The organism is Desulfarculaceae bacterium (genome assembly GCA_020444545.1).
Taxonomy (GTDB): Bacteria; Desulfobacterota; Desulfarculia; order Desulfarculales; family Desulfarculaceae; genus Desulfoferula.
On the sequence record JAHLKT010000007.1, the window covers coordinates 1 to 10000 of the forward strand.

General features: G+C 65.4%; 13 protein-coding genes and 2 rRNA genes (1 of these 15 cut by a window edge). 8 read left to right on the forward strand and 7 right to left on the reverse strand.

Translation table 11 applies throughout. The features are described 5' to 3' along the window. Positions 1-184: 184 nt before the first annotated feature. Genes purD through KQH53_17660 form a run of 3 tightly spaced genes read right to left on the reverse strand, consistent with a single transcriptional unit; the run spans position 185 to position 3047 of the window. Complete coding sequence (gene purD, locus KQH53_17650) at positions 185-1966, reverse strand: phosphoribosylamine--glycine ligase (GenBank protein ID MCB2228510.1); 1782 nt, start codon at positions 1964-1966, stop codon at positions 185-187. Between the two features lie 59 nt (positions 1967-2025). Further along, a complete protein-coding gene (locus tag KQH53_17655; protein MCB2228511.1) occupies positions 2026-2412 on the reverse strand; it encodes a hypothetical protein in 387 nt (128 codons plus the stop codon). A 38-nt stretch (positions 2413-2450) separates the two neighbouring features. Next, entirely contained in the window at positions 2451-3047 is a 597-nt protein-coding gene (locus KQH53_17660) for an IMP cyclohydrolase (GenBank protein ID MCB2228512.1), read from the reverse strand. A 111-nt stretch (positions 3048-3158) separates the two neighbouring features. Here KQH53_17660 and zupT point away from each other — a divergent pair, with 111 nt between their 5' ends. Then, complete coding sequence (gene zupT / locus KQH53_17665) at positions 3159-3983, forward strand: zinc transporter ZupT (GenBank protein MCB2228513.1); 825 nt, start codon at positions 3159-3161, stop codon at positions 3981-3983. A 175-nt stretch (positions 3984-4158) separates the two neighbouring features. On the opposite strand, the gene KQH53_17670 is transcribed toward zupT, so the two are convergent. Next, positions 4159-4557, reverse strand: a complete 399-nt coding sequence (locus KQH53_17670; GenBank protein ID MCB2228514.1) for a hypothetical protein — start codon at positions 4555-4557, stop codon at positions 4159-4161. Positions 4558-4734: 177 nt separating this feature from the next. Here KQH53_17670 and KQH53_17675 point away from each other — a divergent pair, with 177 nt between their 5' ends. From KQH53_17675 to KQH53_17700, 6 genes are read left to right on the forward strand one after another with little or no spacing between them, the layout of a single operon-like run. Then, positions 4735-5025, forward strand: coding sequence for a hypothetical protein (locus KQH53_17675; protein ID MCB2228515.1), 291 nt, complete (start codon positions 4735-4737; stop codon positions 5023-5025). Between the two features lie 4 nt (positions 5026-5029). Continuing rightward, entirely contained in the window at positions 5030-5689 is a 660-nt protein-coding gene (gene mobB, locus KQH53_17680) for a molybdopterin-guanine dinucleotide biosynthesis protein B (GenBank protein ID MCB2228516.1), read from the forward strand. Beyond that, positions 5682-6266, forward strand: a complete 585-nt coding sequence (locus tag KQH53_17685) for an HD domain-containing protein (protein ID MCB2228517.1) — start codon at positions 5682-5684, stop codon at positions 6264-6266. The genes mobB and KQH53_17685 overlap by 8 nt, the downstream gene beginning before the upstream one ends. After that, the gene (locus KQH53_17690; protein ID MCB2228518.1) at positions 6263-7207 is read left to right on the forward strand and encodes a D-alanine--D-alanine ligase; all 945 of its coding nucleotides are present in this window, start codon (positions 6263-6265) and stop codon (positions 7205-7207) included. The genes KQH53_17685 and KQH53_17690 overlap by 4 nt, the downstream gene beginning before the upstream one ends. Continuing rightward, positions 7204-7365, forward strand: coding sequence for a hypothetical protein (locus KQH53_17695; GenBank protein MCB2228519.1), 162 nt, complete (start codon positions 7204-7206; stop codon positions 7363-7365). The genes KQH53_17690 and KQH53_17695 overlap by 4 nt, the downstream gene beginning before the upstream one ends. Positions 7366-7404: 39 nt before the next feature. Beyond that, positions 7405-7890 carry a hypothetical protein gene (locus KQH53_17700; GenBank protein ID MCB2228520.1) on the forward strand — a complete coding sequence of 162 codons (486 nt, stop codon included), beginning with the start codon at positions 7405-7407 and terminating at the stop codon, positions 7888-7890. 98 nt (positions 7891-7988) lie between these two features. On the opposite strand, the gene KQH53_17705 is transcribed toward KQH53_17700, so the two are convergent. Continuing rightward, positions 7989-8393, reverse strand: a complete 405-nt coding sequence (locus KQH53_17705; GenBank protein ID MCB2228521.1) for a hypothetical protein — start codon at positions 8391-8393, stop codon at positions 7989-7991. A gap of 333 nt (positions 8394-8726) precedes the next feature. On the opposite strand from KQH53_17705, the gene KQH53_17710 reads away from it, so the two are divergent. Continuing rightward, positions 8727-9374, forward strand: a complete 648-nt coding sequence (locus KQH53_17710; protein MCB2228522.1) for a hypothetical protein — start codon at positions 8727-8729, stop codon at positions 9372-9374. Positions 9375-9560: 186 nt separating this feature from the next. Here the strand turns inward: KQH53_17710 and rrf are convergent. Further along, positions 9561-9676: ribosomal RNA gene (gene rrf, locus KQH53_17715) — 5S ribosomal RNA — on the reverse strand. Between the two features lie 106 nt (positions 9677-9782). Continuing rightward, positions 9783-10000 (reverse strand): 23S ribosomal RNA (locus tag KQH53_17720); it runs 2791 nt beyond the window's last position.

The following is a 10000-nucleotide window of genomic DNA, read 5'->3' on the forward strand; positions in this document are numbered from 1 at the left end:
CAAAGCGGGTCGGCTAAGCTGAAGCACTGGCCAGCCACCGTTGCTCCCGGTGGAAGGCCGGGGGATGCCACGCCTGGAGCTGCCGGGCGGCGTGCCGCCGCAGCCGGAAAATTGTATTTGCCGCATGAAAAAGGCCGGCCCCGCATGGGGACCGGCCGGTTCGGCTTGCTATTGAGCGGCTTGCCTAGCCCTTGTTGAGCTCCTTGTCGGCCTTGAGCACCTTGGCGGCCATGTCCTTGCGCCGCGCGGCCAGGCGCTGGGCCACGGCCGGGTCGCTCAGGGCCAATATCTGCGCGGCCAAAACGCCCGCGTTGAAGGCCCCGCCCTTGCCGATGGCCACCGTGGCCACGGGCACGCCCGGAGGCATCTGCACCGAGGCCAACAGGGCGTCCATGCCGCTCAGGGGGCTGGAATCGATGGGCACCGCGATCACCGGCAGGTCGGTCTGGGCCGCCAGGGCCCCGGCCAGGTGGGCCGCCCAGCCCGCCCCGGCGATGAGCACCTTGATGCCCCGCCCCGCCGCGCTCTGGGCCCAGGCCGCGGTCTCGGCCGGGGTGCGGTGGGCGCTCATCACCCGCATCTCGTGGGGGATGCCCAGGGAAGCCAGGGCCTCTCCCGCCGCGGCCATCACCGTCTGGTCGTTGGGCGAGCCCATGACCACGCCCACTAGGGGGCCGTCCTTGGGGCCGCCCTCGCGGGCCAGGGCCCGGTGGCCGATATCGCGCCGCATGTACACGCCCTCCCAGGAGATGAGGTCCGCCGCCTCGTAGGCGTGCTCGATGGCCTCGGCCACGGTGTCGCCCAGGGCGGTTACGCCCAATACGCGCCCCCCGGAGGTGACCAGGGTGCCCTGGTCCAGTTTGGTGCCCGCGTGGAAAACCGTGACCCCGCCGCAGAGCGCGGCGTTCTCCAGGCCGCTGATGGGCTTGCCCGTGGCGTACTTGCCGGGGTAGCCGCCCGAGGCCAGCACCACGCACACGCTGGGGCGCGAGGACCATTTGACCTCGGCCTCGCTCAGCTTGCCCTGGGCCAGCTTGAGTAGTATGTCGGCCAGGTCGGATTCCAGGCGCACCAGCAGGGGCTGGGCCTCGGGGTCGCCGAAGCGCACGTTGAACTCCAAGACGCCCAGCTCGCCGTCCTCGTCGACCATGAGCCCGGCGTAGAGGATGCCCTTGAAGGGATGGCCTTCGGAGGCCATGCCCGAGATCATGGGCTTGATCACCTGCTCCATGGCCTTGAGCTCGATCTCGGGGGTGACCACCGGAGCCGGGGAGTAGGCGCCCATGCCGCCGGTGTTGGGGCCGGTGTCGCCCTCGCCCACCGCCTTGTGGTCCTGGCTGGAGGGCATGGGCACGATGGTCTCGCCGTCGCTGAAGACCAGGAAGGAGGCCTCCTCGCCGGTGAGGAACTCCTCCACCACGCACTTGTCGCCGGCCGCGCCGAAGTCCTTGGCCACCATCACCGAGTGCACCGCCTCCTCGGCCTCGGCCACGTTCTTGCAGAGCAACACGCCCTTGCCCGCGGCCAGGCCGTCGGCCTTGACCACCAGGGGCCGGTTGGCCTGGCGCACATAGGCCTTGGCCTCGTCCGGGTCGGTGAAGACCTTGTACCCGGCGGTGGGCACCCCGAAGCGGGTCATGGCGTCCTTGGCGAAGGACTTGGAGCCCTCCAGCTGGGCGGCGTAGGCGCTGGGCCCGGCCACGGTGAGGCCCGCGGCCTCGAACTCGTCGGCCAGGCCGTCCACCAGGGGGGCCTCGGGGCCTACCACGGTCAGGCCGATGCCCTTGTCCAGGGCGAACTGCTTGAGCCCGGCGATGTCGTCGGACTTAAGATCCACGCAATCCGCCTCGCCGGCCATGCCCGGGTTGCCCGGCGCGCAGTAGAGCTCGTCCACCGTGGGGCTCTGGGCCAGCTTCCACACCAGGGCGTGTTCGCGCCCCCCGCTGCCGATGACCAGTACCTTCATTTGTCCCTTGTCCTCGTCTCGTCTGTGGGGCCGCCTCGCGGCGGCCCCGGTTTGGTTTCCTATTTGACCGGCGGGTAGCGCAGGAGCACCTGGGTGTGCCACTGGTAAGGCTTGGCCGTTTCCATGTCCAGGTTCACGTAGGAGCCGCCGATGCTGATGCCGCCGGGCAGCTTGGCCCCCACCTGCCAGCCGCCGCCCGAGAGCCAGAAGTAGAGCCCCCGGCCCGAGTCGAAGTATACCTGGGCGCCGGGATAGTAGCGGTACTGGTGCTTGGCCCGCTGTCCGTGGGCCGGGGCCCAGGGCGGGGGGCCGCCGCCGGGGGAGCCGGCTCCCATCTTCTTGGCCTGGCCCGGCGGGATGCCTCCCGGCGGCTTGGCCAAGGCGGTTAGGCCAAAGGCCAGGGAAAGGGCCAGGAGAAGGGCAGCGAGTGAAAACAGCTTTTTCATTCTCGTCTCCTTGGCGGACCCGGGGTTGATAATGATGCCTAGACCTGCTTCTCCAGATAGTCGGCGATGGCCCCGTCGTAACGGTTGGTCAGGCGGAAGGCCTTGGCGGCTAGCTGCTTGCGGGTGGCCAGGGTGGTGCAGCCGTCGTTGGCCTGCATCTCGGCCAGCACCAGGCTGTAGTCGGCCGGGCTGGTGACCACGGTCACGTCGGCGCAGTTCTTGGCCGAGGCCCGGATCAGGCAGGGGCCGCCGATGTCGATGTTCTCGATGGCGTCTTCGAAGGTGCAGCCCTCTTTGGCCACGGTGGCCTCGAAGGCGTAGAGATTCACACACACCAGGTCGATGGTGGCGATGTGCTGCTCGGCCAGCTGGGCCCGGTGGTTGGGGTCGTCGCGGCGGGCCAGGATGCCGCCGTGCACCCTGGGGTGCAGGGTTTTCACCCGGCCGTCGAGCATCTCGGGAAAGCCGGTGATCTCACTGATGCCGGTTACCTTCACCCCGCCGTCGGCGATGGCCTTAGCCGTGCCCCCGGTGGAGATGACGGTAACGCCCATATCGGAAAGGGCCTTGGCGAACTCCACCACCCCTCCCTTGTCGGTCACGCTGATGAGCGCGCGCATGATCTTGCGGTCCATTAAATCGCCTCCGCCTTTAATATAGTATGCCCCTTTTCTAGCAGAGCGGTGGCGGCCGGGCAAGACCGGGCTCGCGCATCGGGCCCGGGGCGCTATAATGGGGCCAAACCCTTGTCGCGCGGGAGGCCCGTCATTCCCCTGGAACACCTCAGCCTGGCCTTTGGCCTGACCATCTTGGCCGGACTGGCCACCGGCCTGGGCAGCGCCTCGGTGCTTTTGGCCAAGCGCACCGACACCCGCCTTTTGGCCCTGGCCCTGGGTTTTTCGGCCGGGGTGATGATCTATGTTTCGCTGGTGGAGATCCTGGGCAAGGGGCGGCTGATGCTCTCGGCCAGCCTGGGCGAGGGGCCGGGCGCCTGGGCCTCGGCGGCGGCCTTTTTTGGCGGCATCGGCTTTATCGCGCTGATCGACCGCCTGGTGCCCGAGGCGGACAACCCCCACGAGGCGCGCCTGCCCCAGGACATCCTGCAACCGGCCGGGGACGGGCGCCTCAAGCGCATGGGCATGTTCACCGCCCTGGCCATCGGAATCCACAACTTCCCCGAGGGCCTGGCCACCTTCACCGCCGCCCTGGCCGACCCCGCCCTGGGCCTGGCCATCGCGGTGGCCATCGCCATCCACAACATCCCCGAGGGCGTGGCCGTGGCCGTGCCCATCTACTACGCCACCGGCAGCAGGAGGAAGGCCTTCTTCTACTCGTTCCTCTCGGGCCTGGCCGAGCCTGCCGGGGCCCTGGTGGGCTTCCTTCTGCTGCAAAGCCTGTTCAGCCCCACCCTCATGGGGGTCACCTTCGCGGGGGTGGCCGGGATCATGGTCTTCATCTCTTTGGACGAGCTTCTGCCCACGGCCGAGGCCTACGGCCACCATCATCTGTGCATTTATGGCCTGATAGGCGGCATGGCCCTCATGGCCTTGAGCTTGCTTCTATTATTGTAGGCGGCCCCCCAGGCGGCGGGATGCGGCGTTGCGGGCTTCACTCACGGCTCGGCGTATTGGCATATACGCCTGCGCCGCTCGTTCGCCCGCGCCTTGCCTGCCGCCCCCTGGAGGGGCCGCGAGGATGGGCGGAAGGGCGTAGACCTGGCGATGTAGGCGGCCCCCGGGGCGGGGGCTACTGCTTGGGCTGGGGCATCCAGTTGAGCTTGTAGCGGGTGTCGCACTCCTTGCAGTCCTGGCGCTGGATGCTCACCAGGGCGGGCAGGCGCACATAGGCCTTGGCCGCGATGGACATGGCGATGAAGCCGGGCATGGTGTGGCGCTGGTCGAACACGGCCATATGAACCGACTTGGGCTTGGCCCCGTTCTTCTTGCACACCGGCAGGTCGTAGCTGGTGGGCTTGCCGCTGGCCACCTGCACCAAAATCAGCTCCTCCTGGCCGCAGGGGGAGATGAGGGTCACGCTGACCGGCTTGGCGCTGTGGTTGTGGAACACCAGGTCCGCCGCCGAGGCCAGGGCGGGCGGCAGGGCCAGGGACAGGGCGAGCAGGCAAAGGCACAGGACTCGGGACATGACGCTATCCTCGCAAGGCGCGGGTGGCTGGCAAAGGGCGGGCCTTGATTCCAGCTTGGCACAGCCCGGCCCCGGCCACAAGCTCCCCGTGTCTTGACCGCCCCGGCTCCAACGCCTATCCTTGGGGAAGGCCTTCCCGGTCCGCGCCCCCTGCCCGCGCAATGGAGAGAAACGGCCATGAAAATTCGTCGCGCCCGCCCCATCCTGGCCCTTTTGCTGGCCCTGGCCTTGGCTCTGAGCCTGGCCGCCTGCGGCACCAGCTACGACCAGGAGACCTACGACAAGATCAAGATCAACATGACCCTCAAGGAGGCCATCGCGCTCCTGGGCGAGCCCAGCGAGAGCAGCGGCATGTCCCTGGGGGGTGTGTCCGGCACCTCGGCCACCTGGAAAGACGAGCACGGCACCATCAACCTCCAGTTCATCAACGGGAAGGTCAAGGTGAAGACCTACACCAAACCGGAGTAAGCGATTGATCCCGGTCGTCGGCATCTGCGGGGCCTCGGGCAGCGGCAAGACCACCCTGGTGGCAAAGCTGCTGCCCCTTATCAAGGCCCAAGGAATTAAGGTGGGGGTGCTCAAGCACCACGGCCACGGCGAAGCGGTGCCCACCCCTGCGGAGTGGGAGGGCAAGGACAGCGCCCGCCTGGCCGCGGCCGGGGCCGACCGGGTGGGCCTGGCCCATCCCGGCGGGGTGTGGCTGGAGGCCCCCCATCTGGGCGGGGCCGGTCCCCGCGCCCTCACCGCCCGGCTCATGGGCGGGCTGGAGCTGGTGATCGCCGAGGGCTTCAAGACGGCGGGCATCCCCAAGATCGAGGTGGTGGCCCCCGGGGCCGCGCCCATCCTGCCCCCGGGCGGCGAGCTTTTGGCCATCGCCCGCCGGGGCGGCGGCGGCGAGGAAGCCGGGCTGCCGGTGATCGACGCCGACGACCCCGAGGCGGTGCTGGCCTTTATTCAAGAAAAGATACGCCCGGTGACCCCGGCGGCCGACAAGGCGGTGGTGACCATCGACGGCCAGGAGCTGCCGGTGAACGCCTTCGTGGCCACCATGCTCTCGGGCCTATTGCGCGGCTTCATCGGCTCGCTGAAAGGGGCCGACGCCTCGGGAAAGATCGAGGTGCGCCTTGGCTGAGAGCCCGGCTCGCTTCACCCCCGAAACCCCCCTGCCCTCCCCCCGGCGCATCGCCCAGCTTTGGGAGGACTTCGCCATGCTGGACAACATCCGGGAGCACTCCCGGGTGGTGAGCGGGGTGGCCCTGTTGGTCACCGACTGGCTGGCCGAGTCGGGCGTGGTGCTCAACCGCGAGGCGGTCAAGGCCGGGGCCCTGTTGCACGACATCGCCAAGACTCCCTGCCTGGGCCAGAAGTGCCGCCACGACGACGAGGGGGCCCGCATCCTGGGCGAACTGGGCTACCCCGAGCTGGCCTATCTGGTGAAACTGCACGTGGTGCTGCCCCCGGAGCATCCCCTGGACGAGACCATGGTGGTGAACTACGCGGACAAGCGCGTGACCCACGACCAGCTCTGCACCCTGGGCCAGCGCTACGCCTACATCACCCAGCGCTACGGCCGGGGCGACCCGGCCCTGGAGGCGCGCATCGGCACGGGCCTGGAGCGGGCCCGCCAGGTGGAAGCCGAAATATTCAGCCACATCGACCAGGGACGCGGCCCGGCCGACGTTTCCAAGCATTGGCAAGAAAAACTGTGAGCACCCGCCCCCTAAAAGTTGCCCTGATCATGGGCGGCACCTCCAGCGAGCGTGACGTGAGCCTCAAGTCCGGCAAGGCCTGCCTAAAAGCCATGGCCGAGCTGCCCCATTCGGTGAGCGTCTTCGACCCGGCCGAGGATCTGGGCCGCTTGGTGGCCGAGGCCAAGGACTTTGACGTGGCCCTGGTGATGCTGCACGGACCGGGCGGCGAGGACGGCCGCTTGCAGGGCCTGCTGGACCTGGTGGGCCTGCCCTACCAGTGCGCCGGGGTGCTGGGCTGCGCCCTGGCCATGGACAAGCCCCGGGCCAAGGAGCTTTTCCGCGCCGCCAATATCCCGGTGGCCGAGGACAGGGTCTTCCGGCGCGGGGTGGACCACGACCCGGCCTGGAGCATCCTGAGGGAGCTGGAGCTGCCGTTGGTGATAAAGCCGGCCCGCGAGGGCTCCAGCTTCGGCATCTCCCTGGTCTACCGAGAGGATGAGCTGGCCCCGGCCCTGGAAAAGGCCTTTGCCAAGGACCGGGTGGTATTGGCCGAGCGCCTCATGGTCGGCCGCGAGCTGACCGCCGGAGTGATCGGCAACCGTGAGCTGACCGCCCTGCCCCTGGTGGAGATCATCCCCGGCGGCGAGCACGAGTTTTTCGACTTCGAGGCCAAGTACACCCCCGGCGCCTCGCGGGAGGTCTGCCCGGCCGAGGTGGACCCCGAAACCACGGCCCGGGTGCAGGAGCTGGGCATCGCCGCCCACCGCGCCCTGGGCCTCAGGGGATATTCGCGCACCGACTTCATACTCACCGACGAGGGGCCCTTCGCCCTGGAAACCAACACCATCCCCGGCATGACCGAGACCAGCCTGCTGCCCCAGGCCGCGGCCGCCGCGGGCATGAGCTTTGCTTCGCTCATCGATAGGCTGCTAGAATTGGCCTTGGAGGATAGATCATGAAGCCGCCCGCCGCGGAGCCGCCCTGCGCCAAGTGCAAATGGCGCAACAAGGCCGAGCAGAATCCCGGAGGCCTGTTGGCCCGCTTGTGGCGCTGGCACACCGGCTGGTGTCCCGGCTGGAAGCGCTACCAGGCCTGGCTGTCCGCCCAAGCTAAATAGGCCGCGCCACCCGGGCGGCCGCCGCACTGGAGAGTGATGATGGTCCGTCTGTTGCGCCCCCTCGCCGCCCTGTTGCTGGTGCTCCTCGTGGCCGCACCGGCCCTGGCCTGGACCGAGTTTCGCCTTGATGGCCTCCAGCGCGGCAAGCGCTACACCCTCACCGTGTCCGAGGGCGGCAAGTTCGGCTCCTGGAAGCAGAGCGGGGTGGGCGATCTGAAGGTGACGCCCAAGCAGGTGAGCTTCACCGCCAAGGGCAACAAGGCGGTGTTGTTCGCGGTGCTCCGGGTGAAGGCGGACGCGGTGCTGGGCAACCTGAACCCCTACAAGGGGGTGCGCGGTCAGGTGCAGGCCGGGAGCTACCAGGGCTATCTGGAAGACGGGGTGTGGTTCATCGATTTCCCCGGCGCGCCGCTGACCTGCACCGCCAACCCCAGCTGCGTCACCGACAAATGCCCGCCCGGGCAAAAGTGCTTCTCCTGGCAGGGCAAGTTCTACTGCTGCTGGCTGGACCCCGGACGGCCCTAGCGGCAAGCTAATCTGTTGAAAATTTTTGATCGCGCCTGACGAGGCTGCGTTTAGCTAAAGCTCGCGGACCGGCAATCAGGCGTCAGGCGAAGCCGTCCTCACCTGCCCGCTGCCTTCATCCAAGCTGCGGCCACCCACCCCCATATGGCGTTGAACAGCACCACCAAGGCCGGAGTGAGCGCGCCCAGCTCCAGGCCCCACATGCCTTTGTCCGCCTGGTAGGGGAACACCACCAACAGCTGCACCAGGGTGGGCCCCAGGCTGATGACCAGCCCCCGCCAAAACAGCGAGCCGCGCAAAAGGGGCAGCAAAAAGGCGATGCCCCAGATGCCGCCCCATACCATGCGCTGGTAGATCATCCCTTGGCTCAGCGCGGGCGCGATGCCCACCCCCAACATGGCGGTGACCCCAGCCGCTCCCAAAAGCCACACCGCCAGGGCGTTGGCCAGCCCGCCCAGGGCGCCGGCCGCGAATCCGTTGCTCAGATTGCTCGGAAAGGACATGGGGCCTCCGGGGTTGTTGGTTGCTCTTCCCATTCTACTACCGCAAAGCGGCCCGGAAATCTCCGCTTGACACAAAAGGGAGTAAAAAAATAGGGTTTAGGCATCCTAGAAACACAACTTTGATTGACAGGGCCGCGCCTGCCCCCCAACCGCTTTGAGCGGGAGGGGGGTTGTGTGTGGGGATACTGGTTGGGGGGGCGACAAGGATTCTATTCACGCGGGGTTTCTCTTTTCACTTGCCCCACTCAGATCGAATCGATCATGCACTCAAGGCTAGGCATTTAGCCTGGCCAAAAACATTGGCGAGCTACGCCAAGGGAAAAGGGGGATCAAATGCCTTTTTATCTCATTTTGGACCGCATCCAAATACACAATAAGTTCGAATGGTTCAGCCCAGCCGAGGTAAAGATATATAGCTTTGCCAATGACGGCAGACTGTCTCTGCCAGAGCTTGACACCTTAAAAGATGCCAAGGAATTTGCGGACAAGCAGCAAATCATTCGTGAGATGGGCAAGACCATACTCGCGAAATGGGAAGGCATTAAGATTGAAAACGTCGAAACGGATCATATCTTCAATTTCGGGGATACTGGAAAGATTGTTGCAAGCTCAGACACCCTCCCTGAAACACTGGACTGGACCATGTTGATTGTCGAGGACGACGAAGATATCCGCGACTTTGGCGAAATGATCGATAAGATTTTGCCGGATGACAAAATCGATTCTTTGTCCAGCAACCTGCTGAAGATATTCAACAAGGCAACAAACCCTCAGGTCACTGCAGCTATTGCCATAAGTAAAATGCTGATTCGCGGGGTCACCGCGGTCTTAAGGGAAAATGAAAACGATCAAATGGGCTTGATCGAGCAGTCTTTCGTAAGGAGGTTGCACTACCCCCAGGGTAAAAAAACTGGCAAGGGGGTCCCGGATTTAACCGGCAACACCTGGTACGATTACACCATATTTGGTTACGAGAAGTGAAAGGACCATGCCTAGGGAGCGCTTGCTTGGTGCAGTGTCGCTTGCAGGGCTAATTTTACTGATTATCAGCATGCGTTAATTGCAGTCCCTATGACTGCCGCAATATAAACCAAAAGATGGCTGACAAGCAGGCGCGCCCCAAAAGAAAGCCCCCGCTAGCTGATGCTAGCGGGGGCTTTGAGATAAAACCGGCGGCGTCCTACTCTCCCACATTTGAAAAATGCAGTACCATCGGCGCTGAGAGGCTTAACTTCCGTGTTCGGGATGGGAACGGGTGTTTCCCTCTCGCTATAGCCACCGGAAACTGAGTTCTGTGACAATAGTAATAAAGCGACAAGCACGTTTTTCAATTGCTGATACAGAGTTTTGACCAAGCCCGCATTATTGGATTCGCGAGCTTAATTAAAAGTGACCAAGCCTCACGGGCTATTAGTACCGGTCAGCTGAGTACATCACTGTACTTACACCTCCGGCCTATCAACCTTGTAGTCTTCAAGGGCCCTTCAGCCTCCGAAGAGGAGGGAAATCTTATCTTGGAGGGGGCTTCCCGCTTAGATGCTTTCAGCGGTTATCCCTTCCGAACGTAGCTACCCTGCGGTGCCGCTGGCGCGACAACAGGAACACCA